Origin of the sequence: Micromonospora sp. WMMD736, from assembly GCF_049179015.1 — a bacterium.
Classification (GTDB): domain Bacteria; phylum Actinomycetota; class Actinomycetes; order Mycobacteriales; family Micromonosporaceae; genus Micromonospora.
The window spans coordinates 5,188,328-5,211,221 of sequence record NZ_JBMHMI010000001.1 but is presented as its reverse complement, the minus strand read 5'-3'; the positions used below and the strand labels follow the sequence as shown (position 1 = coordinate 5,211,221).

Sequence of the window (22,894 nt, the reverse complement as noted above, 5' to 3'; positions counted from 1 at the left end):
GGTGGTGGTGGGCCGGGGACTATTCGGTTGCAGTATCTCCCGCGCCGGACGTACCGCCCACCGTCTCGGCCCCGCCGTGCATTGCCTCACTGTCACTTGCGGTGCCGACCGCCTCCGACGCACCCTTCGCGTCGCCGGATCCCTGCGCGCCCTTCGCCGCGCGGGCACGCTGTGCGGCCTCGGCCGCCGCCGTACCGGCCCGCCGCATCACCACCCAGCCCTCGATGTTGCGCTGCCGCGCACGGGCGACACCCATCGCGCCCGGCGGCACGTCGTCCACGATCACCGAGCCGGCCGCCGTGTACGCCCCGTCGCCCACCTGGACCGGCGCCACGAACATGTTGTCCGCGCCCGTGCGGGCGTGGCTGCCGATCACCGTACGGTGCTTGTTGACCCCGTCGTAGTTCACGAAGACCGACGCGGCACCGATGTTGCTCTGCTCGCCGATCGTCGCGTCACCCACGTAGGTCAGGTGCGGCACCTTCGAGCCCGCCCCGATCTCGGAGTTCTTCACCTCGACGAACGTGCCGACCTTCGCCTTGTCGGCGAGGCGCGCGGCCGGCCGCAGGTACGCGTACGGCCCGACGCTCGCGCCCGCGCCCACCTCGGCGCCGACCGCGTGACTGCGCACCACCGACGCGCCCTCCCCCACGATGGTGTCGACAAGCGTGACGTCCGGCCCGACCAGCGCGCCCGCGCCGACCACCGTGGCTCCGCGCAGCTGGGTGTTCTGGTCGATCACCGCGTCCCGGTCCAGCGCCACCGTGACGTCGATCCAGGTGGTGACCGGGTCGAGCAGACTCACCCCGGTACGCATCCACGCCTCGTTGACCCGGTCGCGCAGCAGCCGGCGCAGCGACGCCAACTCCACCCGGTCGTTGCAGCCCAGCGTCTCGACATGATCGACGGCCACGTGCACCGCGACCGGCTCGCCGGCCGAGCGGAGCAGACCGAAGACGTCGGTCAGGTACTCCTCGCCCTGGTCGTTGTCCGTGGAGAGCTTGCCCAGGGCGGCACGCAGCCGGGCCGCGTCGAAGGCGTAGATGCCGGCGTTGATCTCACGGATCGCGCGCTGCGCCGCGTCGGCGTCGCGCTCCTCGACGATCTGCTCCAGCCGGCCGTCGGCGTCCCGGACGATCCGTCCCAGCCCGGTCGGGTCGGGCACCTCGGCAGCCAGCACGGTGGCCGCCGCGGTGGCCTCCTCGTGCGCGGTCACCAGCGCGCCCACCGTCTCCGGACGCAGCAACGGCACGTCTCCGTTGATCACCACTACCGTGCCGGCGCCCTCCGGCACGGCGTCCAACGCGATCCGCACGGCGTGCCCGGTGCCGAGCTGCTCGGCCTGCAGGACGGGCGTGGCGTCGGGGGCGATCTCGGTGAGGTGCGCACGAACCTGGTCGGCGCCGTGACCCACCACGACGACCGTCCGGTCGGCGGCCAGCGGTGCCGCCGCGCTCAACACGTGGCCCAGCAGGGTGCGACCGAGCAGGGGGTGCAGCACCTTGGGCAGTGTCGACTTCATCCGCTTGCCCTCACCGGCGGCGAGTACGACGACGGTACGAAGGTGGGGCTGGGGCACGACGTGGCTCCCGTCGGGACGGCGGACACTCTCGCGGCCATGCTAACCACGTGGCCCGGCACGGTTCCCTCTTACCCCCAGTAGAACCCAAAGCGGACTTATGGGGACAGCTCGGCCGCCAGGGTTCGAACCTGAAATACGGGTACCAAAGACCCGGGTGTTGCCAATTACACCACGGCCGATCACATCGTCAAGGACCTCGACGCGGCAGGATGCGCATCCCGCCGCTACACCTTAACGCCCGACCTCGTCGACGCCAGCACTCATATCCTTCATGATCCCCTGGACCTTCCACCACGAATACCGCGACCTGGGCACCTCGACCAGGAGACGGTCGGGGTGACCGACGCCCGCCAAGCGCGCTGGAGACGCTTCCGCGCGATGCCGCAGGAGAGCTGTCCGACGGTGCGCAGGCGGCGCACCCCGACGACGAGCACATCGGTCGTGACCAGCAGTTTGGAACGGACGTACCAGGGTTCTTCGAAAGTTCCTCGTGCGATCTACCGGGCCGTAAGTTACGGTGACGTAGGCGTAGGTTAGTGATCTTTTTCCCCCGTTCCCCCTGCGAGGTGTCATGTCCACCACCGTGCTCGAACCCAACACCACCGGCCCCGGCCCGAAACCGCTCACCGACGGCACCCAGTCCCCCGGGATCCTGGCCGCGCTGTGGGCGTTCGTCGTGATCCCCTTCGTCGCGCTGCTGGTCGCCGTGCCCGTCGCCTGGGGCGGCTGGCTGGGCTGGACGGACGTGATCATCGGCCTGGTCTGGTACGTGGTCTCCGGGCTCGGCATCACGGTGGGTTTCCACCGCTACTTCACGCACGGCTCGTTCAAGGCCAAGCGGTGGCTGCGGGTGAGCCTGGCGGTCGCGGGTTCGCTGGCGGTGCAGGGTGAGATCATCCAGTGGGTTGCGGACCACCGGCGGCACCACGCGTTCTCCGATCTGGAGGGTGACCCGCACTCGCCGTGGCGTTTCGGCACGAGTGTCTGGGCGTTGACCCGGGGCCTGTTCCACGCCCACGTGGGCTGGCTGTTCCGTCGTGAGTTGTCCAACCGCGAGCGTTTCGCTCCGGACCTGATCGCCGACCGGGACATCAGCCGGGTGGATCGGCTCTTCCCCGCGCTGGTGACCGTCTCGTTGCTCGGCCCGGCGCTGATCGGGGGTCTGGTGACCTGGTCGTGGCAGGGTGCGCTCACCGCGTTCTTCTGGGCCGGCCTGGTCCGGGTCGGCCTTCTGCACCACGTCACCTGGGCGATCAACTCGGTCTGCCACGTGTACGGCGAGCGTCCGTTCGCGATGCGTCAGGGCGACCGCGCGTCGAACTTCTGGCCGCTGGCGATCCTGTCGTTCGGTGAGAGCTGGCACAACCTGCACCACGCCGACCCGACCAGCGCGCGGCACGGTGTGCTGCGGGGCCAGGTGGACATCTCGGCCCGGGTGATCTGGTTCTTCGAGAAGGTCGGCGCGGCGTCGCACGTGCGCTGGCCGAAGCCCGAACGCATCGCGGCCAAGCTCGTGAAGCCGGTCGCAACCCGGTAAACCGGGCGGTGCCGCGGCGGGTCGCCTGGCAGGATGGCCGGATGACCGAGCGACACGGGGGGACCGGACGGCTCGGCGGACGAGGGCCGCGCCCGATCCGGGTACGGTCGCACGGCACGGCAGGGCGGTCGAGCTGCCCGCCAGTGAGGCGACGACGTGAACGGGCACAGCGGAGACACCATTCCACGGCAGGGCGTGACCGAACGCCAGCAAGGCGGCGACGTGCCCGCAGTGAGTGACGAGCCGGCCGGCCGGCGGCCGGCGCCGGCCGCGGCGGCGAAACCCAAGGCCACATCCCGGGTACGCATGTCGGCGGCGCAGCGTCGGGAGCAGTTGATCGCCATCGGCCGGCAACTGTTCGCCGAACGCGGTTTCGACGCCACCTCGATCGAGGAGGTGGCGGCCCGCGCCAAGGTCTCCAAGCCGGTGGTGTACGAGCACTTCGGTGGCAAGGAAGGGCTCTACGCGGTCGTGGTCGACCGGGAGGTCCGGGCCCTGCTGGACCGGATCACCACGGCGCTGACCGCCGGGCACCCGCGGGAGCTTTTGGAGCAGGCGGCGATGGCTCTGCTGGGCTACATCGAGGAGGAGACGAGCGGGTTCCGGGTGCTGGTCCGCGAGTCGCCGCTGATGTCCGGCACGGCCACCTTCAGCAGCGTGATGAACGACGTCGCGCACCAGGTCGAGCACATCCTGGGCGCCGAGTTCAAGAGCCGGGGGTACGACCCCAAGCTGGCCGAGCTCTACTCGCAGGCGCTGGTGGGCATGGTCGCGTTGACCGGCCGTTGGTGGCTGGAGGTGCGCAAGCCACGTAAGGAGACGGTGGCGGCGCACCTGGTCAACATGGCGTGGAACGGGTTGTCGCACCTGGAGGCGAAACCCACGCTGATCACCGCCCGCCGGCGCTGACCCCCGTCTCAGCTCCGGTGCGCGTCCGCCACCGGGTGTTTGCGGCGTTCCAACTCCGCCTCGGCGTGCTCCGACGGGCCGACCTTGTCGTACAGGCCGGTGCCGAGCAGGATCAGGCCGAACAGCATCGACACGATCACGGTCGACATCGAGAAGTTGAGGAAGTTCGCGTCGGTCTGCAGCACGGACATCATGAGGATGCTGGTCGCCAGGAACACCACCCCGGCGGTGAGGTTCATGTAGTGGCCGAGGTTGGTGCGCCGGGACGCCCCGATGATCAGGACGACTCCGAAGACCACGGAGGCGAGCGAGAAGGCCAGGTTGGTCCGTAGTCCGAGGGCCCAGGTGCTGCTGCGGGCGAAGAGCGGGTCACCGATCGTCTCGGCCACTCCCCAGACGCCGAAGACCAGGATGTACACCCCGATCAGCCCGGAGAGCACCCGGTAGAGCGGCCGTGCCGGATGGTTGACCGGAAAGTGCGGCATCGCCGAGACCCCATCCACCTGAGTTTGACCGTTCAGGAGGATTGTCACCCAAGGCAGAGCCAACTGTCCGAAGAACCATAAAGCCGGCAGGGTCCGCCGAGAGGCTGGAGCAGGTCAGGTTTTCGCCGGAGCCCGAGCTGCGCAGGGATCAAGCCTGACCGCCCGGAGCAGCTCGGGCTCCGGCGAAAACCCACGGCCGCAACCAAGAAAGCAACCAAGAAAGCTCAGAGCACCAGCCGAGCCTTCTGGAACGCCTCCGCCTCCTCGTCCGTGCCGACCTTGCCGTACATGCCGGCCATCAGCAGCACCAGGCTGGCCGAGAGCAGCACCATCACCGTGATGACGTTGAAGTTGAAGATGTTGGCGTCGGTACGGATGAACGCGAGACCGCCGAGGCCGATCACCATCAGGGCGTACGCGAGCCACTGGTTGACCGCCACGTCGATGTTGCGACCGAGCGCGGCGCCGACCAGGACGACGAGCCCGAGCAGCACGCTGAGCAGCGAGAAGCCGAGGTTGGTGCCCTGACCGAGGACGCGGGTGTCGTCCTGCGCGAGGACCTCGTTGCCGGCGCTCGCGATGATGCCGAGCACACCGAAGACCACCAGGTACAGACCGGTCAGGCCGGCGATCGCCCGGTAGATCGGCCGCGCGGGGTGGTTGATGGGGGTGTGGGCCATGTCTGGGTCTCCAACGCCGTGGGGTGAGGTGTCGCCGATGATTGTCCCGCATGTGCCGGTGTGACGCCGCACACGGCCCCCGCGCCGGCGCGCCCGGGCAGGTCAGCCCTCGGGCAACTCCTCGGCCAGGGTCATCCAGCTCTCCTCGATCCGTTCCCGTTCGGCGCGCAGGTCCTTGAGCTGGGTGTCCAGCTCGGCGACCCGGGCGTAGTCGGTGGCGTCGGCGGCGAGTTGGTCGAGCAGGGTCGCCTCGCGCTGGTCGAGCTTGCCGAGCTGCCGTTCGAGGCGGGTCAGCTCCTTGCGGGCCTGGCGCACCTCGGCGGCGGACATGCCACTCGTGGCCGGGCCGGTGGGCGCGGCGGTCGAGGTGCCGCCCGCCCGGGTCGAGCCGGCCCGCTCGGCGGTCCGGGCGAGGTACTCGTCGACGCCACCGGGCAGGTGCACCAGCCGGCCGTCGCCGAACATCCCGTACACCGTGTCGGTGACGCGTTCGATCAGGTAGCGGTCGTGGCTGGCCACGATGATCGTGCCCGGCCACGAGTCGAGCAGGTCTTCGAGCGCGGCCAGGGTGTCGGTGTCCAGGTCGTTCGTCGGCTCGTCGAAGAGCAGTACGTTGGGCTCGCCGGCGAGCAGCCGCAGCATCTGCAACCGGCGGCGCTCACCGCCGGAGAGGTCGCTGACCGGCGTCCAGAGCCGGCGGTCGTCGAAGCCGAAGACCTCGGCGAGCTGCGCGGCGGAGACCTCACGGTCGCCGAGCTGCACGCGGCGGGCGACCTCCTCGACGGCTTCCAGCACCCGCAGGTGTCCGGGCAGTTCGGCGAGTTCCTGGGACAGGAACGCCGGTCGGACCGTGGAGCCGGTGGTGAGGCGACCCCCGTCGGGCCGGGTGATGCCGGCGAGCATTCGCAGCAGCGTGGTCTTGCCGGCGCCATTGGCGCCGAGAATGGCGATCCGGTCGCCGGGGCCGATCAGCCAGGTGGCGTCGCGCAGGATCTCCTTCGGCCCGGCGTGCAGCTCGACGTCCGTGAGCTCGTACACCTGCTTGCCGAGACGGGAGACGGCCATGCGCTGCAACGACATGGTGTCGCGGGCCGGCGGGACGTCGGCGATCAGCGCGTTGGCGGCGTCGATACGGAACTGCGGCTTGGAGGTGCGGGCGGGTGGGCCACGTCGCAGCCAGGCGATCTCCTTGCGGAGCAGGTTCTGCCGGCGGGCCTCCACGGCGGCGGCGACGCGTTCCCGCTCCGCGCGGGCGAGGGTCCAGGCGGCGAAGCCACCCTCGTACGCCCGGACGGTCTGGTCGGCGACCTCCCACGTGGTGGTGCAGACGGCATCGAGGAACCACCGGTCGTGGGTGACCACGACGAGGGCGCCCTTGCGGCCGACGAGGTGCCGGGCCAGCCAGTCGACACCGCCGACGTCGAGGTGGTTGGTGGGCTCGTCGAGGATCAACAGGTCCGCGTCGCGGACGAGCAGCGCGGCGAGCGCCACCCGGCGCCGTTCACCACCGGACATCGGGCCGACCGGCTGGTCGAGGCCGAGGTGTGGCATGCCGAGGCCGTCGAGGATGTTGCGGACCCCGGCGTCGCCGGCCCACTCGTGCTCGGCGCCCATGCCCTCCACCAGCCAGGCGGTGCCGAGCACCACGTCCCGGACGGTGGCGTCGGGAGCGAGGGTGAGCTGCTGCGGCAGCCAGAGCACCCGCAGGTCGCGGCGGTGGGTGACCCGGCCGTCGTCGGGCTCCTCCTGCTTGGTGAGCAGCCGCAGCAGGGTGGACTTGCCGGCGCCGTTGAGGCCGACCACACCGATCCGGTCGGCGTCGTCCAGGCCGAGCGAGACATCCGTGAGCAGCCGCCCGGCGGCGCCGTACCCCTTGGACACCCGGTCCAGGTTGACGATGTTGGCCACGTTCCACCCTTCAAGATCAAGGCGTCCGGGTGCCGGCGGGCACCTCGGGACGCCTGACCCAAGGGTACGCGGACGTCCCGGCCGGCCGCGCCGGCCGGGGAGCGCCGTCAGACGATGCGCGCGCCCGCCACCGGGCCGTGTGCGACCCGCGCCTCCCGGCAGACGCCGGCGCTGGTCAGCTCGGCGGCGATCCGTTCGGCGTCGGCGGCGTCGGTGGTGAGGAAGACGCAGGTGGGGCCGGAACCGGAGACGATGCCGGTGAGCGCTCCGGCGGCCTCGCCGGCCTTCAGGGTGTCGGCCAGCGCGGGACGCATCGCGAGCGCCGCGTCCTGGAGGTCGTTGCCGAGCGTACGGGCGAGGACCCGGGGATCGCGCTGGCGCAGCGCACCGAGCAGGGCGTCGGTGCTCCCGAGCGGCGTGCCGGCGGTGCCGGAGTCGCGCAGCCGGTCCAGTTCCCGGTACGCGGCCGGCGTGGACAGGCCCCCGTCGGCGATGGCCACCACCCAGTGCCACGAGGTGGGTCGGGCCAGCACCGGGCTGACCGCCTCGCCGCGGCCGGTGCCCAGCGCGGTGCCCCCGTAGACGAGGAACGGCACGTCCGAGCCGAGGTCGGCGGCGATCCCGGCCAGCTCGTCGCGGGACAGTCCGGTGCCCCAGAGCGTGTCACAGGCCACCAGCGCGGCGGCCGCGTCGGCGCTGCCGCCGGCCAGCCCACCGGCCAGGGGGATCTGCTTGCGCAGGTGCAGCCGGGCGTGCGGCAGGACCCCCGCGTAGCCGGCCAGGGCGTGCGCCGCGCGGATCACCAGGTTGGAATCGTCAAGCGCCAGCTCGCCGGTGCCCTCGCCCTCCATGGTCAGGGCGAGGGTGTCGCCCCGGCGGGCGGTCAGCTCGTCGTAGATGGAGATCGCGTGGTAGACGGTGTTCAGCTCGTGGTAGCCGTCGCGGCGCAGCGGACCGACCCCGAGGTGCAGGTTGACCTTCGCGGGCACCCGCACCCGTACCGGGCCGATGGCCCCGCGTCGCTCGTCCTCGTCGTCCGGTCGCCAGGCCTCGGTCACGGGGTGATGTCCCGCACGTGCAGGCGGATGTCGAACGGCTTGGCCACGATCAGCTCCTCGGCGTCCTCGGCGGGCACGGCGTCAGCCTACTTCGCGGCCGACGTACCGGCCGGAGCCGACGCGGCGATGGCCGCGAACTGCTCGACGGTCAGCGACTCGCCGCGGGCGCCGGGGTCGACGCCCGCGGCGGTGAGGGCGGCCTCGGCCCGGTCCGGGCCGCCGGCCCAGCCGGCGAGCGCCGCGCGCAGGGTCTTGCGGCGCTGCGCGAAGGCCGCGTCCACCACGGCGAAGACCCGCTCCCGGGGTACGTCGGGTCGGGGCGGCTCGTGACAGGTGAAGGCGACCAGACCGGAGTCGACGTTGGGGACCGGCCAGAACACGTTCGGCGGCACCCGTCCGGCGCTGCGGGCGTCGGCGTACCAGGCGAGCTTGACCGACGGGATGCCGTACACCTTGGAGCCGGGACCGGCGACGAGCCGGTCGGCGACCTCCTTCTGCACCATGACCAGGCCGTGCCGCAGGCTGGGCAGCTCGGCGAGCAGGTGCAGCACCACGGGCACGGCGACGTTGTACGGCAGGTTCGCGACCAGCGCGGTCGGCGGCGGGCCGCCCAGCTCGGCGGCGGTGACCCGCAGCGCGTCGGCGCGGTGCACGGTGAGTCGCTCGGCGTCCGCTCCGGCGTGCCGCGCGGCGGTCTCCGGTAGCGCGCCCGCGAGCGTGGGGTCGATCTCCACGGCGTGCACGTGCCCGGCGACCGGCAGCAGTCCCAGGGTGAGCGAGCCGAGGCCGGGGCCGACCTCCAGGGCCACGTCGTCGGGCGTCAGGCCGGCGGCGGTGACGATCCGCCGGACCGTGTTCGGGTCGTGCACGAAGTTCTGGCCCAGCTTCTTGGTGGGCGCGACGCCGAGTCGGGTGGCGAGTTCCCGGATCTCCGCCGGGCCGAGGAGGCTCACCACGGGCCGAAGACCCGGTCACCGTTGGCGGAGATGGCCGTGCACAGCTCGTCCAGGTCACTGCCGGTGGTCGCGGCGAGGGCGCGGACGGTCAGCGGGATCAGGTACGACGCGTTCGGCCGGCCCCGGTGCGGCGTCGGCGTGAGGTAGGGGGCGTCGGTCTCCACCAGGATCTGGTCCAGCGGTGTGAGCGCGGCAGCCTCGCGCAGCGCGGTGGCGCTACCGAAGGTGACGGTGCCGGCGAAGCTGAGCAGGTAACCGCGGCGCACACACTCGCGGGCGAACTCGGCGTCGCCGGAGAAACAGTGCAACACCACCGTGTCCGGTGCGCCCTCGTCGTCGAGGATCCGCAGCACCTCCGCGTGGGCGTCCCGGTCGTGGATGACGAGCGCCCGGTCGTACCGCTTGGCGATGGCGATGTGTGCCCGGAAGCTGTCCTCCTGCGCGGCCCGCCCCTCGTCGCCCGTGCGGAAGAAGTCCATCCCGGTCTCGCCGATCCCCCGGACCCGGTCCCGGGCGGCCAACGACTCGATCTCCCGCAGCGCCTCGTCGAGGTCCGCCAGCCGGGGCGCCTCGTTGGGGTGCAGCGCCACGGTGGCCAGCACGGCCCGATGCCGGTCGGCGATGTCCGCGCCCCAGCGCGAGGAGGCGACGTCCACCCCCACCTGCACCAACCGGTCCACCCCGACCGAGGTGGCCAGGTCGACCGCCGCGGCGACCGGGTCGTCCGCCGGCCCGCCACCCGGTACGCCAGCCTCACTCACCGTGATGTCCAGGTGGGTGTGGCTGTCCAGCACCGGCCGGGGCAGCGGCTCGGGGGCGGGCGGGAACTCTCCGGCCCGCCGGGCGGCACGCTCGCGGCGGGTTTCAGTCGGCTCGCTCATCAGCGACAGCATCACACACCGGCGTCGTCCATCCGCCCGCCACCCGGCGTTCACCTCGACTACGCCGCGCGACGCTACCGTCGCGGCAATGACGGTCACACCGCGCGCGGACGACGCCGCCGGCGAACGGACCGGGCTACGGGTGGCGTTCGGCGGGGACGTGTACCCGGCCGAGGAAATCGCCCGGGGCGCCGCGTACGAACTGTTCAGCGCCGAGGAGGTGGCCGGCTTCGACCGTGCGCCCCGCCCGGGCAGTGCCCTGCCGTGGCATCGGTTCGTGCACGTCACCGAGGTGGACACGGTGCACGGGGCCGTCGAGGCAGCCGAGGAGCCGGAGACGCCGCTGATGCTGCCGGCGCACCGGGAGCACGGTTGGTCGCACGTACACCAGCTCAGCCAGCAGCCGTCGGCGGCGGGTGACCCGGTGTTGGCCGCGGTGCGCGCCTCGGCGGTGGTGCGGCGCGGAACCCGGATGGTCAAGGTGCTCTCCGCGCGGCAGCTCGCCGGGTACGTGCGGGGCTGGCTGCCACACGGCTTCTGCTACCGGGAGCACGACGTGGCGCACCTGCGCACGCCGGTGACGACCACCGTGCTGCGCACCGACGGCGACGTCGGGCGCGACGGATCGGACGTGGCGTACGCGCTGCGCTGGCGGGCCGCCGACCCGGGCGACTACGACGTGCCGGTGGGCGAGGCGCACCGGGGGCTGACCGCGCTCCGGCCCCGGGACCGGGTGGGCCCCGCGGTGCTGGGCACCGGCTTCGTCCCGAGCAACGGGCAGCTCATCCCGGAGTTCGTGACCCGGGACTTCGCCGACCTGCCGATGCCGGCGAACGCGACGCTGCTCGCGTACACCGCCGAGGGGGTGGAGGTGGTGCTCTACAGCTACCAGGCCGAGCAGCGCGCGTGGCTGCGGATGGTGGGCCCGCAGTGGCGGCACCTGCTGGCCGCGGTGCCGGGCCTCTCCCCCGACCAGGAGTTCGTACCGACCGGCGACGCTCCGCGCTCCACCCAGCTCGTCGGCCGCTACGGCGACACCGAGTACGAGGCGGTGGCCGACCTGCCCGGGGGTTTCCGGGTGCTGGCGATGACCCGGGCGGCCCGCTACCCGGTGGAGACGGTGGCCCGTCGGCTCCGGTTCGCCACCTGGCGGGGCGTGCCGTGCCTGGTGCTACGCGAGGAAGCTGGCTGGCTGCGGCTGCGGCTGCGCCACCCCGACCCGGACGCGGTGGTCGACACCGGCGCGCAGTGCCACGACCGGGGCGTCTACGAGACCTGGGCGCCGGGCGGCGAGGTCACCGAAGGCCGGGTCATGGACACCCGGTACGCGCTCTGACGGCGCGCGGCGGCAGGACGTGCCGCCGCGCGCCGCCCGACGCTCAGCCGGCCAGGCGGGCCAACTCCTCGTCGACGATCGACGGGTCGAGCTTGCGGAACACCGGCGTCGGCGCGGTCAGCGGCCGGCCGGTCTCGATCGGCACCGACTCCCAGCGCGCGCCCACCGTGTAGTCCCCGGTGAGTACCGGGTACGCCGGGCCGCCGTCCAGGTCGTCGACCTGCTCGATGACGGGCATCGGCGCGTGTACGCCGGTGCCGCCGAGCAGCTCGTACACCTTCTGGGCGGAGTGCGGCAGGAACGGGGTGAGCAGCGTGTTGGCGTCGCTGACGACCTGGAGGGCGACGTGCAGGATGGTGCCCTGGCGGGGCTTGTCGGCCTCGGCCTTGAGCTTCCACGGGGCCTGCTCGGAGAGGTACTTGTTCGCCTCGGCGACCACCCGCATGGCCTCGCCGATGGCCTGCTTCTGCCGGTGCCGGCCGATCAGGTCACCGACCGTGTCGAAGCCGGCCCGGGCGACGGCGAGCAGCGCCTCGTCCGCCTCCGTGAGCCCGGCCGGGTCGACCGGCGGGACGGCCCCGAAGTTCTTCGCGGCCATCGAGACGCACCGGTTGACCAGGTTGCCCCAGCCGGCGACCAGCTCGTCGTTGTTGCGGCGCAGGAACTCGGCCCAGGTGAAGTCGGTGTCGTTGCTCTCCGGCCCGGCGGCGGCGATGAAGTAGCGCAGCGCGTCGGCGTCGTAGCGTTCCAGGAAGTCCCGGACGTAGATGACCACCTTGCGGGACGAGGAGAACTTGCGCCCCTCCATGGTCAGGTATTCGCTGGAAACGACCTCGGTGGGCAGGTTGAGCCGGCCCAGCTCGCCCGGCTCACCGTCGCGGGCGCCCGCACCGGAGTAGCCGGAGAGCAGCGCCGGCCAGATCACCGAGTGGAAGACGATGTTGTCCTTGCCCATGAAGTAGTAGGACTGGGATTCCTTGCCCTGGCCGTCGGCGGACCACCACTTCCGCCACGCCTCCGGGTCGCCGGAGCGGCGGGCCCACTCGATCGAGGCGGACAGGTAGCCGATCACCGCGTCGAACCAGACGTAGATCCGCTTGTCGGGGCGGTCGCGCCAGTCGTCGAGCGGGATCGGCACACCCCACTCCAGGTCGCGGGTGATCGCCCGGGGCTGGAGGTCGTCGAGCAGGTTGCGGGAGAACCGCAGCACGTTGGGCCGCCACCCCTGGCGGGTGTCCAGCCACTGCCGGAGCACGTCGGCCAGGGCGGGCAGGTCCAGGAAGAAGTGCTCGGTCTCGACGAACTTCGGGGTCTCGCCGTTGATCCGCGACTTCGGGTCGATCAGGTCGATCGGGTCGAGCTGGTTGCCGCAGTTGTCGCACTGGTCGCCTCGGGCGCTGTCGTACCCGCAGATCGGGCAGGTGCCCTCGATGTACCGGTCGGGCAGGGTGCGCCCGGTGGACGGGGAGATCGCGCCCATGGTGGTCTTGGGCACGATGTAGCCGTTGCGGTACATCCCCTCGAACAACTCCTGCACCACCGCGTAGTGGTTGCGGGTGGTGGTGCGGGTGAACAGGTCGTAGGAGAGGCCGAGACCGTGCAGGTCCTCCACGATCACCCTGTTGTACCGGTCGGCCAGCTCACGCGGGGTGACCCCGTCCGCGTCGGCCTGCACCTGGATGGGGGTGCCGTGCTCGTCGGTGCCGGAGACCATGAGCACGTCGTGGCCGGCCATCCGCATATACCGGGCGAAGACGTCGGAGGGAACGCCGAAACCGGAGACGTGGCCGATGTGGCGGGGGCCGTTGGCGTACGGCCAGGCCACTGCCGCGAGAACGTGACTCATGAGCAGCAAGCCTAGTGACCCGTCCGGCGGGCCCGCGAACCAATAGGGGGTGCCGGGCCGACGGACCGGGCCGACTCCCTCGGCCTTTGGTCCGATTTGTCGCCGACACGCGGTCCAGCTGCCCGTTCAGCCCGCACTACCGGTGTGCAATGAACATCGTGACTGGCAGACGAGCGGCCCGGGACCATGACGAGCGTCCCACCGGGCCGGCGGCCGGCGACGAGCCCGGCAGGGCGTCCGAGGCGGCCCGGGGCGGCGCGGTCGCGCCCCAGCCCCGGCTGGTGCCCACCGCCGACCCGAGCGCCGCCACCCGCCCGGAGTCCGCGCCGGGCCCTCCGCCGCGCACCGGTGCCGGGTCGCGGCCGAGCCCCACCCCCCGGCCGCCGACGCCGACCCCGGCGCGCCCCAGCCCGACGGCGCCCATCCTCGACCCAGCCCGGCCGCACCCGCCAGGCCCGGCCGCCGAGAGGTCGACGGCCGGTTCGTACGCCATGACGACGGCGGCCGGAAGCACAGCGCCCGCCACCGAGCCGGGTCAGGCGGCGACGGTCGAGGTGGAGCCGACCACCGGGGCGCCGGTGGACGCGGTGCCGCGCCGGGTGCCGGTCCGTCAGCAGAGCCGCGGCCGGAACGCGCACCGGTCCGCTGGCACGGAGCCGCCGGACGACGACGGTGTCTTCTGGGCGCCCATCGAGGAGGTGCACTGGGACGGCACCCCGGTCCGGAAGGACCCCGCTCCCCGGCCCCGCACCCCGGCGACAGGTCGTCGCGCCACCGCACGCCCGGCCGCACCGCCCGACCCGCTGGCCGGACTGTCCGTGCTGGTGCTGTTGAGCCTGGTCACCGCCTTCTTCGCCTGGGTCAGCGCGGGACCGTTCTGGCTCGCCGTCGGGCACGCGCGCGACGGCACGGTGGTGATCGACTCCTGCGCCGGCCAAGGGCTCACCCAGCGGTGCCGGGGAATGTTCACGGCGGACGGGGACCGGTTCCTGGCACCCGGTGTACGCGTCAGCGGCGTGCCCGCCGGAGGCGGGGCGTCCGGGACCGCGCACCGGGCCCGGATGACCGGACCGGACGGCGGCACCGCGTACGCCGACACCGGCGCGAGCCGACACCTGCGCTGGCTGCCCGGGTTGGTGGTGGTGTTCGGCTGCGCCGCCGGCATCGTCCGGTGGACCGGGTCGGCCCGGCTGCCCGGTCGGCGACACCGCCGCTGGGCGGTGGCCGCCGCGCTCGCCGGCCCGACGTTGATCACCTTCGGCTTCCTGGTCGCCGCCTGGTGAGCGCGGCGGCGAGTCAGCTGTGCACGATCGTGTAGACCTCGCGGCGGCGTAGGGCGTACTCGGTGGCGACATCGGTGATGGCGTCCCGGCGGGACCGTCCGGCGGCCTCCCGCTCGGCGACTGCGGCGCGCAGGGTCTCGTCGTCGGGGCGTTGCGCGGTGGTGACCGGCGCGCCGGCCACCACCAGGGTGATCTCCCCGCGTGGCTCGGTCTCCGCGGCCCAGCGGGCCAGCTCGCCAAGGGGACGCCGGAGGACCTCCTCGTACGTCTTGGTCAGTTCCCGGCAGAGCGCGGCCGGCCGGTCCGCGCCGAACGTGTCGGCCAGGTCGGTGAGCGCCGCGCCGATCCGGTGCGGCGCTTCGAAGAAGACGAGGGTGCGCTCCTCGGTGGCGAGCGCGCGCAGGCGGGACCGGCGGGCGCCCCCGGCCCGGGGTAGGAACCCCTCGAAGCAGAACCGGTCGCAGGGCAGCCCGGAGACGGCGAGGGCGGTGGTCACCGCGCTGGGCCCGGGGGCGACGGTGACCGGCGCCCCGACGTCCAGCGCGGCCCGGACCAGCCGGTATCCCGGGTCGGAGACGCTCGGCATGCCGCCGTCGGTCACCAGCGCCACCGCGTACCCGCCGAGGATGACCTCGACCAGTTCGGGCGTCCGCCGTTCCTCGTTGCCCTCGAAGTAGGAGACGATCCGCCCACCGACGGTGATGTCGAGGTCGCGGGCCAGCCGGGTGAGGCGGCGGGTGTCCTCGGCGGCCACCACGTCGGCGCTCGCCAGCACCTCGCGGAACCGGACCGAGGCGTCGGCGGGGTTGCCGAGCGGGGCACCGAGCAGGATCAGGCGCCCAGCTTCGGACATTTCACCCACAACATCGTCTCCTTAATCGACAGCGGATACCGGTATCAGGGACGACGGGCGCCACAGGACACCCTGGCAGCCTACGATCGCCGGGTGACGAGTGCGTCGACAGCGCAGAGCCCGAGCGTCGAGCCGGCAGGAACGGTCGAGGTGTCCGGCGAGCCCAGCCCCCATCAGGAAGCGGCGACACCGCGCACCGACGGCGGCGGCGTGACCGCCGTGGTCCGTCGCCGGCTCGCCACCGTCGACGGCCGGATGGACCCGTACTCGTGGCTCGCCACCGGCGTGGTGGTGGCCATCGCGGCGATCCTGCGCTTCGTCGGCCTGTCCAGTCCCAAGGGCAAGATCTTCGACGAGACGTACTACGCCAAGGACGCGTACGGACTGATCAGCCGGGGCGTCGAGTGGAACTACAAGGACAACGTCCCCTCGTACGTGGTGCACCCGCCTCTGGGCAAGTGGCTGATCGGTATCGGCGAGTGGGCCTTCGGCTACCAGGACGCCGACTCGAAGGTCTCCGTCGGCGGGCACCTGTTCACCACCGCGCCCGAGTTCGGCTGGCGGTTCTCGGCAGCCCTGATCGGCACGCTGTCGGTGCTGCTGCTGGTCCGCATCGGCCGGCGGCTGTTCCGCTCGACGGTGCTCGGCTGCGCGGCCGGCCTGCTCCTCGCGCTCGACGGTTTCCACCTGGTGCTGTCCCGCGCCGCGCTGCTCGACATCTTCCTGCTGTTCTTCGTACTGGCCGCCTTCGGTGCGCTGGTGCTCGACCGGGACGCCCGGCGTCGGCGCTGGGCACGCGCGCTGGACGACGGCCTCGATCCCGGCTTGCCCGGGCGCGCGGGCCGACCGTCGACCGGTTGGCGCACGTGGCCGTGGTGGCGGCTGGCCGCCGGCGTACTGATCGGCTGCGCCTGCGCGGTCAAGTGGAGCGCGCTCTACTTCGTGCCGGTGTTCGCCCTCTTCGTGGTCCTCTGGGAGGTCGGGCTCCGCCGGTCGGTGGGCGTCCGCAGGCCCTGGCGGGACACCCTGCTCGACGAGGTGCCCTGGCTGGTGCTGGCGGGGGTGCTGATGATCGGCACCTACCTGGCGACCTGGTCGGGGTGGCTGCTCAGCGACGACGGCTACTACCGGCTGGCGACGTCGTCGGCGTACCCGACGGGGTCACTCAGCGACACCCCGGTCATCGGCCCGCTGGTGAACCTCTACGAGTACCACCGCGCCGCGTACGGTTTCCACGCCCAGCTCGACGACCCGCACAAGTACCAGTCGTGGCCGTGGCAGTGGCTGTTGCTCGGTCGCCCGGTCGCCTTCCACTGGTCGGGGGACGGCGCCTGCGGCGCACCGACCTGCGCGTCGGAGATCCTGCTGCTGGGCACCCCGCTGCTGTGGTGGTCGTTCCTGCCCGCTCTGGTGGCGCTCGTCTGGTTGGGCATCGCCCGACGGGACTGGCGGGCCGGCGCGATCCTGCTGACCGTGGCGGCGGGCCTGCTGCCCTGGTTCTGGTTCGCCCTCGACGGCCGGACGATGTTCTCGTTCTACGCGGCCCCGGCGCTGCCCTTCCTGGTCCTCGCCGTGGTGTACGTGCTGGGCGCGTTGATCGCACCGGCCGAGGGTGACGTGGGTGAGGCGAAAGCCCTGGTGCCCGGCGACGCCGGCTACGAGAGACGTCTGGTGGGCAGCATCGCGGCCGGGGCGTACGTGCTGCTGGTGGGGCTCTGCTTCGCCTACTTCTATCCGATCTTCGTGGGCAAACTGATCCCGTACTCGGACTGGCTGGCCCGGATGTGGCTCGACGGTCGCTGGATATAAGCACCGGCAGGCGACGCGCCGCACAGCGCGAAGGACATCGGGCCCGCACGCGTGATGCGTGCGGGCCCGATGCTTGCTCGCGAAGCTCCAGACAAAGACGCGCGCCCCGATCGCCTGCCACGGGGGAAGCGGGCGATTGGGGCGCGCATGAAGAGCTTAACCACCGCGCGCCACCGGCACAACGGGTCAACTTGGGTCGGATTTCCGACCGATTCCAGCCGGACCGAGGACTATCCTCCGGCCGTTGACCGAGGGTGACCTGACGTGGACCCAGCGCCCTCAACGAGGGGCGCTGCGGCCGTCCGGGACGACCGAGCACCCCGGCGGTCCTCCAAAGTGGATCTCACTACACTGCGGGCCGTGATCAACTTCAGACGATCGGCGGCCGTCCTTCTCGGACTGCTGGCGACCACCGCGCTGACCGGGCCGGTCCCGGCGGCGGCCGACGAGGAGCAGGTGGCCGAGCCACCCCGGGTCGAGCTGGTGCTCGACGTCAGCGGCTCGATGCGGGCAGCGGACATCGACGGACGCAGCCGGATCTCGGTGGCCCAGCAGGCGTTCAACGAGGTGGTGGACGCGCTGCCGGAGGAGACCCAGCTCGGCATCCGGGTGCTCGGCGCGACGTACAAGGGCAAGGACAAGAAGGTCGGCTGCCAGGACACCCAACAGATCGTGCCGGTCGGCCCGGTCGATCGGACCGCGGCCAAGGCAGCGGTGGCGACACTCCGGCCGACCGGGTTCACCCCGGTCGGGCTGGCGCTGCGCTCCGCCGCCCAGGACCTGGGCACCGGGGCCACCACCCGGCGGATCGTGCTGATCACCGACGGAGAGGACACCTGCGCCCCGCCGGACCCGTGCCAGGTGGCCCGGGAACTGGCCGCGCAGGGCACCAGCCTGGTCGTCGACACGCTCGGCCTCGCACCCGACGAGAAGGTGCGCCGGCAGTTGCTGTGCATCGCCGGGGCGACCGGCGGCACGTACACCGCGGCGCAGAGCGCCGACGAGCTGACCGGCCGGATCAAGCAGCTCGTCGAGCGGGCCGGCGACACCCACACCCGGGCGCCGACCGTGGTCGGCGGAACGGACGCCTGCGAGTCCGCGCCGCTGCTCGCCCCCGGGGTGTACGCCGACCGGGAGTCGTTCTCCGAGCACCGCTACTACCGGGTGCCCGTACGCGCCGGTCAGGAGCTGCGTGCGTCGGTCAGCATGGCGCTGGACCGACCGGTGAACCGGGACTACGGGGTGCTGCTGCGGGCCACCGCGGCGGACGGCCGGGAGCTGGTCCGGGGCGCGGACGCCGGCAGCGGCCGGGCGGACGTACTCTCCGCCGGTCTGCGCTGGTCGGCCACCGCCGACGACGAGGCGACCACCGACGACGAGGACACCTCCGGGACGAGCCCGACTCCCGGCGTCGAGCCCACCACCGTCTGCCTGGTGGTCAGCAACTCGTTCGCCGCGCGCCCGGGCACCGCGGCGACGCCCGGCATGCCGGTGGAGCTGACCATCGACGTGGTCCCCGCCGCCGGCACCCCGGACGGCCCCGATCTCGGCCGTGGCTGGGTACTGCTCGCCCTGCTCACCGTGGCGGGTCTGCTCACCGGTCTGGTCGCCGGCCTGCTCACCCGCTGGTGGGTCGCCACCTGGAGGGAGAACTGATGCGTACCGCACTGTTCCGGTCGCTGGCGGCGCTGCTCGCCACCGGCGGGGTCGCGTTGCTGCCCGCCGCGGCGCTGGCCACCCCCACCCCGTCGCCGGGCGCCACCCCGGTGACCCGGGCCGGCACCTCGTTCCTCACCGCCACACCCATCACCGCCGGTCAACCGGTACGCGTGGACGCCTCCGTCGGGGATCACCTGTACTGGTCGTTCACCGCGACGGCCGGGCAGGTCCACGAGATCAACGCAACCGTCACCTTCCCGAAGGCACGCAGCGGCGCGTCCACCTGGACGATCGACGTGTTCGACGGGCTGCGCCGGCGGCAGGCGTGCACCGCCGGGGCGCAGACGCCGACGGTGGACGGCAAGGCGTCCAGCGTGGCGTTGGGCTGCACCCTGCGCGAGGTCCGTCCCTGGGCGGAGCCGTGGTCGGCCGATCCACTGCCCGGCACGTACGTGGTCCGGCTCTCGGTCACCGACCTGCCCGAGCCGGACCTGGGCGCACCGGTCGACGTGGACCTGCTGGTGGGCGTCGTCACGGACCGGGGCGCCTCAGCCGATGACGGTGAGCTGGCCGCACCGCTGGTGCCGAACACGAAGGCGGGCACGGTGCTCAACGCCGTACCGACGCCGGAGCCGGAGGCCGAGGACGAGGGTGGCTCGCTGACGGACTGGCTGCCGGATCTCGGCTCGCGCTGGATCTGGACCGGCATCGGCGGCGTGCTCGCCGCAGTGGCCGGGGTGGTCGGCTTCGCTCTGACCCGGCGGCCCCGGCGACCCTGAGTCGACCGTGGACGTCGGTGGCCCCGCCCGGTCGGGCGGGGCCACCGGCGGTTCAGCTTCGTCGCGTCCCCCGCGGTAGCCAGCCGATGAAGCGGTCCTGCAACGACATCACCGGCGCTGCCCGCAGGTCCTCGGCGGCGGCGGCGAGACAGGAGCCCAGGTAGACGCTGAGCATCGCCCGGTCACCCCCGTACTCCGCCAGCAGCCGGTCGCGCTTCGTGGCGCACGGCCACTCGTCGCCGCAGGAGCCGCAGTTCCAGCCCGGGGTCGTCGGTGCGTGGTCGTCGGCCCGACCCCCTGGCCGTTCGGCGCCATCGCTCATCGCAGCTCCTCTTAGATGTTCGCGGGACTTGCCAGCTCTTGATGGTGGTCCCCCCGGAGCCATCATGGAGAGCGCGACGCGTCCCTCCGGTGTTACATCTTTGCGGTACGTTCTCCGGTCGTGGGAGTCGGAAATTTGACGGTCGAGGGAAGACCTGCTCGCTACCCGTCGGTAAGGCCGCGCCGTGCGTGAGCTCCTGCCGCCAACGGTCGCCGTGGCGGTCGCCGCGCCCGACGACTGGACCGGAGACCTCCTCGACGCGGAGCGGGCGTGTCTCAGCGACCAGGCGGTGCAGACCCGTCGACGGGACTTCACCGCCGGCCGGGTCTGTGCCCGCCGGGCCATGGCCGACCTCGGTCTGCCGGCGATGGCCGTGCCCAGCGCCGCCAACCGGGCGCCGGTCTGGCCGGCGGGCGTGGTGGGCGCCATCACCCACACCGCCGGCTACTGCGCCGCCGCCGCCGCGCGCGCCACCGACGTGCGGTCCGTCGGTATGGACGCCGAGCAGCACCGTGAGATCAATGCGGGGGTACGCCGACTCGTGCTGCTGCCCGAGGAGGAGGAGCACTGCGCACGGCTGCCCTCCGGCATCCTGTGGCCGATCATGTTCTTCAGCGCCAAGGAGACCGTCTACAAGGTCTGGCACCCGGTCGTCGGGACCTGGCTGGACTTCCACGACGCCCGGCTGGAGATCGACCCGGACGCCGGCACGTTCACCGCCCGGATCGCGCCGGAGCGGGTGGACGCGGCGGAGGTCGCGGACCCGCCGAGCACCATCCACGGCCGATTCGTGGTCGCCGACGGCCTGGTCCGCACCGCTGCCGTCCTCGCACCGCGCTGACCGCGCCACCGTCCACGCTGGCCACCGCGGCGGGCTGCCGGGGCCGTGGGACGCGGGCCGGCGTGGCGACCGGCCGCTCGGCGCCGCGAGGTAGCGTCGGCGCGTTCCCGAACCGCACGTACGAGGCGTCAAGGAGTACGGTGACCCACCCCCAGCCCCCCGTCGGACCGCAGGACCTTCAGCAGCCGCGTCCGGAGCCGCTGCTCCCGGCCACACCGCAGCAGTCCGCCACAGACCCGACGGTCCCGCCGACGACGCCCAGCCCCTGGTCGGCTGCGGGTAGCGAGCCGGTCCCGCCGCCGTACTCCGGCGCCGCGTACCCGCAGGGCGACGGGCCGGGTCACCCGCTCACGATGCCACCGCCCGTGGTGCCGACGACGTCGCAGCGGACCGTGGTCGCCGTCGCGGTGACGACGGCCGTGCTCGCCCTGCTGTTCTGCGCCGGCGGCATCGTGGCCGTCGTCACCGGCGCGAAGAGCGCCACCAAGGTGACCGAAGCCCTGCCCACCCCCGGCGTCACCAGCGACGCCGGGCAGCCGGTGGCCGGGACCATGCCCTCGCCCGTACCGTCGGTCGCCGGCAAGGCCCGGAACATGTCCGTCGGGGACACCCTCGTCATCGACGACAACGGCGGCACCGTCGAGATCACCGTGACGAAGTTCCACACCGCCACCAAGCCCTGCAAGACGTACGGCCTGAAGCCCGACGAGGGCATGTTCGTGATCGCGGACGTGACGGTCGCGGTGACCAAGGGCACCGGCTCGGCGAACCCGCTCTTCTTCCAGTGGGTCGCCGCCGACGGCACCGAGACCAACGCGGTGACGGGTGCCTTCTCCGGCTGCGGCAAGCCGATCCCGGCCGGCAACGACCTGGCTGCGGGCAGCAGACGTACGGGCAGCGTGGTGTTCGACGTGCACGACACGTCGGGAGTTCTGGAGTATCAGCACCGGTTCGCGACCGCTGGCTACTGGAAGCCCTGAGACGCCCGTGGGGCCGGTCCGATGATCGGACCGGCCCCACGCGTTCGACAGGTCAGCAGCCGGTCCACCGGACCGGGGTCACCCGGTCGGCGTTCCGGAAGCCGACGATGGCGCCGGTGTCGGCGATGGACCGGGCACCGAGGCCCACCCGCTCGCCGCCGCCGGGCAGGACCCGGGAGGTGGCGCCGCGGGCGACCCGGTCACCGCCGACCACGACACCCTTGGCGTTGACGTCGTCCAGCCCCATCTCCTGGTCGAGGAAGGTGTACGAGCCGTTGCGGACGTCCCAGCGCACCTTGGCCGGGCTGGTGCCGCCCAGCCAGACCTGGCCGATGGCCCAGTGGCCCGCAGCGGCGTTGACCGTGGTCGAGCCACCACCCGGAACCGTCATCGGCTTGATCTTGCCGTTCGGACGGCGGACCCATCCGGTCCAGTCACCGAAGGGTCCCGCCTGACCGACGATGGTTCCGTTCGTCGCGATCCCGACCGGCTGGGCGTTGGCCGGGGCGTCGAGCACCTCGACCGTGCCCGGACGGGCGGCCGGCCAGCGCAGGGCGACGAATTCGCCAGGCACGATGTCCGACCCGTAGCCGACGATGTCCCCGGCGGAGTTGATGGCGGAGACGAAGATGCCGGTGGACGGCAGCACCGGCAACTGCTGGAGCTTGCCGTCGCGGTACGCCCACGGCCGGCCGATGCCGTTCTCCGCCCAGCCGTTTCCGATCACGGTTCCGCTCTCGTTGACGTCGACCGGGTCGATTCCGTTGCCCGGCGCCACGGTCTCGGTGAGCTGCTGCCCGTCCCAGAGCAGCAGCAGGTACTGGTTGTCGTTCGGACCGACCCGCAGGGCGTTGCCGGCGACGAATCGGCCGGACGGGTCGATGGCGTTCGCCTCGGCGCGGTAGGTGTCCGTCGGGTAGGGCAGCGTGCTGATCGTGCAGGCGCGGGCGGTGCTCCTGGCCGTCGAGGCGGTGGCCGTCGAGGACACGGCGACGCCGAGGGAGGCGGCCACCAGTGCGGTGGCGGTGCCGGCGAGCATCCTGCGTCGAGCGGTGTACGTCATTCTTTCTCCCCGTGTGGAGCCCGGCGTACCGGGCGTCGACTGATGCCAGATGCACCCCTGAGGCCGCCCCGGGGTTGCGGCCTGTCCGATGAGCGACGCGATCGTTTCGACCGGCAGTCCGTCTGCT

General features: G+C 72.4%; 20 protein-coding genes and 1 tRNA gene. 9 read left to right on the top strand and 12 right to left on the bottom strand.

All coding sequences use genetic code 11. From position 1 onward, the window contains the following. Nucleotides 1-19: 19 nt before the first annotated feature. Both glmU and ACN269_RS23495 read right to left on the bottom strand, forming a co-directional pair. Nucleotides 20-1,579 carry a bifunctional UDP-N-acetylglucosamine diphosphorylase/glucosamine-1-phosphate N-acetyltransferase GlmU gene (glmU, locus tag ACN269_RS23500; RefSeq protein WP_421474452.1) on the bottom strand — a complete coding sequence of 520 codons (1,560 nt, stop codon included), beginning with the start codon at nt 1,577-1,579 and terminating at the stop codon, nt 20-22. A 110-nt stretch (nt 1,580-1,689) separates the two neighbouring features. Further along, nucleotides 1,690-1,761 (bottom strand) — tRNA-Gln (locus ACN269_RS23495). 392 nt (nt 1,762-2,153) lie between these two features. Between ACN269_RS23495 and ACN269_RS23490 the strand changes: the two genes are divergently transcribed. Together ACN269_RS23490 and ACN269_RS23485 are read left to right on the top strand one after the other, a co-directional pair. After that, on the top strand, nt 2,154-3,119 hold the full coding sequence (locus tag ACN269_RS23490; protein WP_421474451.1) for an acyl-CoA desaturase: 966 nt from the start codon (nt 2,154-2,156) through the stop codon (nt 3,117-3,119). Nucleotides 3,120-3,341: 222 nt separating this feature from the next. Then, nucleotides 3,342-4,028: a TetR family transcriptional regulator gene (locus ACN269_RS23485; RefSeq protein WP_421474450.1), complete on the top strand. Its 687-nt coding sequence runs from the start codon at nt 3,342-3,344 to the stop codon at nt 4,026-4,028. An 8-nt stretch (nt 4,029-4,036) separates the two neighbouring features. On the opposite strand, the gene ACN269_RS23480 is transcribed toward ACN269_RS23485, so the two are convergent. The 6 genes from ACN269_RS23480 to ACN269_RS23455 all read right to left on the bottom strand — a co-directional run bounded on the left by ACN269_RS23480 (nt 4,037) and on the right by ACN269_RS23455 (nt 10,008). Next, nucleotides 4,037-4,513 (bottom strand): DUF4383 domain-containing protein, encoded by a 477-nt coding sequence (locus tag ACN269_RS23480; protein ID WP_421474449.1) that lies wholly within the window; start codon nt 4,511-4,513, stop codon nt 4,037-4,039. A gap of 224 nt (nt 4,514-4,737) precedes the next feature. After that, nucleotides 4,738-5,193: a DUF4383 domain-containing protein gene (locus ACN269_RS23475; RefSeq protein WP_421474448.1), complete on the bottom strand. Its 456-nt coding sequence runs from the start codon at nt 5,191-5,193 to the stop codon at nt 4,738-4,740. 102 nt (nt 5,194-5,295) lie between these two features. Continuing rightward, entirely contained in the window at nt 5,296-7,101 is a 1,806-nt protein-coding gene (locus tag ACN269_RS23470) for an ABC-F family ATP-binding cassette domain-containing protein (protein ID WP_421474447.1), read from the bottom strand. 107 nt (nt 7,102-7,208) lie between these two features. Then, nucleotides 7,209-8,159: a 4-(cytidine 5'-diphospho)-2-C-methyl-D-erythritol kinase gene (locus ACN269_RS23465; RefSeq protein WP_421474446.1), complete on the bottom strand. Its 951-nt coding sequence runs from the start codon at nt 8,157-8,159 to the stop codon at nt 7,209-7,211. Between the two features lie 86 nt (nt 8,160-8,245). Continuing rightward, complete coding sequence (rsmA, locus tag ACN269_RS23460) at nt 8,246-9,115, bottom strand: 16S rRNA (adenine(1518)-N(6)/adenine(1519)-N(6))-dimethyltransferase RsmA (protein WP_421474445.1); 870 nt, start codon at nt 9,113-9,115, stop codon at nt 8,246-8,248. Then, on the bottom strand, nt 9,109-10,008 hold the full coding sequence (locus ACN269_RS23455) for a TatD family hydrolase (RefSeq protein WP_421474444.1): 900 nt from the start codon (nt 10,006-10,008) through the stop codon (nt 9,109-9,111). The genes rsmA and ACN269_RS23455 overlap by 7 nt, the downstream gene beginning before the upstream one ends. A 76-nt stretch (nt 10,009-10,084) precedes the next feature. Here ACN269_RS23455 and ACN269_RS23450 point away from each other — a divergent pair, with 76 nt between their 5' ends. Beyond that, nucleotides 10,085-11,332, top strand: coding sequence for a hypothetical protein (locus tag ACN269_RS23450; RefSeq protein ID WP_421474443.1), 1,248 nt, complete (start codon nt 10,085-10,087; stop codon nt 11,330-11,332). Between the two features lie 43 nt (nt 11,333-11,375). On the opposite strand, the gene metG is transcribed toward ACN269_RS23450, so the two are convergent. Continuing rightward, on the bottom strand, nt 11,376-13,178 hold the full coding sequence (metG, locus tag ACN269_RS23445) for a methionine--tRNA ligase (protein ID WP_421474442.1): 1,803 nt from the start codon (nt 13,176-13,178) through the stop codon (nt 11,376-11,378). 158 nt (nt 13,179-13,336) lie between these two features. On the opposite strand from metG, the gene ACN269_RS23440 reads away from it, so the two are divergent. Next, a complete protein-coding gene (locus tag ACN269_RS23440; RefSeq protein ID WP_421474441.1) occupies nt 13,337-14,461 on the top strand; it encodes a hypothetical protein in 1,125 nt (374 codons plus the stop codon). Between the two features lie 13 nt (nt 14,462-14,474). Here the strand turns inward: ACN269_RS23440 and rsmI are convergent, their stop codons facing one another. Beyond that, nucleotides 14,475-15,314 carry a 16S rRNA (cytidine(1402)-2'-O)-methyltransferase gene (gene rsmI / locus ACN269_RS23435; protein WP_421474440.1) on the bottom strand — a complete coding sequence of 280 codons (840 nt, stop codon included), beginning with the start codon at nt 15,312-15,314 and terminating at the stop codon, nt 14,475-14,477. 255 nt (nt 15,315-15,569) lie between these two features. Between rsmI and ACN269_RS23430 the strand changes: the two genes are divergently transcribed. The 3 genes from ACN269_RS23430 (at nt 15,570) to ACN269_RS23420 (ending at nt 19,561) form a co-directional block, all read left to right on the top strand. Continuing rightward, nucleotides 15,570-17,123 (top strand): dolichyl-phosphate-mannose--protein mannosyltransferase, encoded by a 1,554-nt coding sequence (locus tag ACN269_RS23430; RefSeq protein WP_421476511.1) that lies wholly within the window; start codon nt 15,570-15,572, stop codon nt 17,121-17,123. Between the two features lie 360 nt (nt 17,124-17,483). Continuing rightward, a complete protein-coding gene (locus ACN269_RS23425) occupies nt 17,484-18,779 on the top strand; it encodes a VWA domain-containing protein (RefSeq protein WP_421474439.1) in 1,296 nt (431 codons plus the stop codon). Then, entirely contained in the window at nt 18,779-19,561 is a 783-nt protein-coding gene (locus tag ACN269_RS23420) for a peptidase (protein WP_421474438.1), read from the top strand. The genes ACN269_RS23425 and ACN269_RS23420 overlap by 1 nt, the downstream gene beginning before the upstream one ends. Nucleotides 19,562-19,613: 52 nt before the next feature. On the opposite strand, the gene ACN269_RS23415 is transcribed toward ACN269_RS23420, so the two are convergent. Then, nucleotides 19,614-19,883 (bottom strand): hypothetical protein, encoded by a 270-nt coding sequence (locus tag ACN269_RS23415; protein ID WP_421474437.1) that lies wholly within the window; start codon nt 19,881-19,883, stop codon nt 19,614-19,616. 184 nt (nt 19,884-20,067) lie between these two features. Here ACN269_RS23415 and ACN269_RS23410 point away from each other — a divergent pair, with 184 nt between their 5' ends. Both ACN269_RS23410 and ACN269_RS23405 read left to right on the top strand, forming a co-directional pair. Further along, entirely contained in the window at nt 20,068-20,724 is a 657-nt protein-coding gene (locus ACN269_RS23410) for a 4'-phosphopantetheinyl transferase family protein (RefSeq protein WP_421474436.1), read from the top strand. A gap of 140 nt (nt 20,725-20,864) precedes the next feature. Beyond that, complete coding sequence (locus ACN269_RS23405) at nt 20,865-21,704, top strand: DUF4352 domain-containing protein (RefSeq protein WP_421474435.1); 840 nt, start codon at nt 20,865-20,867, stop codon at nt 21,702-21,704. A gap of 52 nt (nt 21,705-21,756) precedes the next feature. Here the strand turns inward: ACN269_RS23405 and ACN269_RS23400 are convergent, their stop codons facing one another. Beyond that, complete coding sequence (locus tag ACN269_RS23400; protein WP_421474434.1) at nt 21,757-22,767, bottom strand: hypothetical protein; 1,011 nt, start codon at nt 22,765-22,767, stop codon at nt 21,757-21,759. Nucleotides 22,768-22,894: the final 127 nt, after the last annotated feature.

Excerpts from the sequence above, each read along its gene's own strand:
- ACN269_RS23490 (WP_421474451.1), top strand. The coding sequence starts at position 2,154 with ATGTCCACCACCGTGCTCGAACCCAACACCACCGGCCCCGGCCCGAAA.
- ACN269_RS23480 (WP_421474449.1), bottom strand. The coding sequence starts at position 4,513 with ATGCCGCACTTTCCGGTCAACCATCCGGCACGGCCGCTCTACCGGGTG.
- ACN269_RS23475 (WP_421474448.1), bottom strand. The coding sequence starts at position 5,193 with ATGGCCCACACCCCCATCAACCACCCCGCGCGGCCGATCTACCGGGCG.
- ACN269_RS23455 (WP_421474444.1), bottom strand. The coding sequence starts at position 10,008 with ATGCTGTCGCTGATGAGCGAGCCGACTGAAACCCGCCGCGAGCGTGCC.
- ACN269_RS23450 (WP_421474443.1), top strand. The coding sequence starts at position 10,085 with ATGACGGTCACACCGCGCGCGGACGACGCCGCCGGCGAACGGACCGGG.
- metG (WP_421474442.1), bottom strand. The coding sequence starts at position 13,178 with ATGAGTCACGTTCTCGCGGCAGTGGCCTGGCCGTACGCCAACGGCCCC.
- rsmI (WP_421474440.1), bottom strand. The coding sequence starts at position 15,314 with ATGTCCGAAGCTGGGCGCCTGATCCTGCTCGGTGCCCCGCTCGGCAAC.
- ACN269_RS23430 (WP_421476511.1), top strand. The coding sequence starts at position 15,570 with ATGGACCCGTACTCGTGGCTCGCCACCGGCGTGGTGGTGGCCATCGCG.
- ACN269_RS23420 (WP_421474438.1), top strand. The coding sequence starts at position 18,779 with ATGCGTACCGCACTGTTCCGGTCGCTGGCGGCGCTGCTCGCCACCGGC.
- ACN269_RS23415 (WP_421474437.1), bottom strand. The coding sequence starts at position 19,883 with ATGAGCGATGGCGCCGAACGGCCAGGGGGTCGGGCCGACGACCACGCA.
- ACN269_RS23400 (WP_421474434.1), bottom strand. The coding sequence starts at position 22,767 with ATGACGTACACCGCTCGACGCAGGATGCTCGCCGGCACCGCCACCGCA.